At 76.8% G+C, this 953-nt stretch carries 1 protein-coding gene; it reads right to left on the reverse strand.

The features are described from left to right. Window positions 1-953: condensation domain-containing protein (locus BGM09_RS15365; RefSeq protein ID WP_188282143.1), on the reverse strand; the 953-nt coding region annotated here is incomplete at both ends.

The raw sequence follows: 953 nt of genomic DNA on the forward strand, positions 1-953 counted from the left end.
GCCCGCGCCCACCACGCCGAGGGTGGCGGACACCACCGCTGCCGAGCGTCCCAGGAGCACGGCGACCCGGTCCTCCGCGGCCACGCCCCAGCCCGCCAGGGCGTGGGACAGGGCGTCCGCGGTCCGGGCGAGTTCGCGGTAGGAGAGCGTGCGGGCGCCGTCCACGACGGCCGTCGCGTCCGGGGTCAGGCGCGCCTGGGCGCCGAACGCCTCGGGCAGGTTCGCCGTGGCGGTGCGCTGCGGCAGTCGCGCGCCGCGGCCCCGGGCGAGGACCGCCTCGGCCGCGTCGTCGTCCAGGAACGGCAGGTCGCGCAGCAGGGTGTCGGCGTCCGCCGCCGCCAGCGCGGTGAGGAAGGAGACGAGGGCGTGCTGGTGGAGCAGGACGTCGTCGGGGTGGTACAGCGCCGGGGCGGCGTCGAGCCCGATCAGCGGCCCGATGCCCTCCGACCGTTCGGAGACGAAGAGGGACACGTCGTCGACGGGTCCGATGGACAGCACACGGGAGGTGGCGGGGCTGCCCGCGAGGTCGAGGTCGAAGTTGTAGGGCATGACGTTGACGACGAGATCGGTCAGGCGCGCGGCGTCGTCGCCCGCGTCCGCTTCCCGGGCGAGCTGTTCGCGGGAGTAGCGGCGGTGGCGCAGGGCGCGGGCCATCTCGGCGGCCACCGACCGGATGAGGTCGCCGACGGTCCGGTCGGCGGGCAGGCGCAGCCTGATCGGCAGCACGTTGGCGGTCATGCCGACGGCGTGCCGCAGCGCGCTGTGCCGGCCGTTCGACGCCAGCCCGACGGTGACGTCCTCGCGACCGGTGGCCCGTGCGACGTACGCGGCCGCCGCGCTCACCACGACCGCCGTCCAGGTGGTGCGGCGGGCGGAGCCGAGCCGTCGCAGCCCGTCCATGACGGCGACGGGCAGCGACTCGCCGGTGTGCAGCGGGGCCGCGGCGCCCGGCG

The organism is Streptomyces sp. CBMA29, from assembly GCF_014596445.1.
In the GTDB taxonomy this organism is placed as follows: domain Bacteria; phylum Actinomycetota; class Actinomycetes; order Streptomycetales; family Streptomycetaceae; genus Actinacidiphila.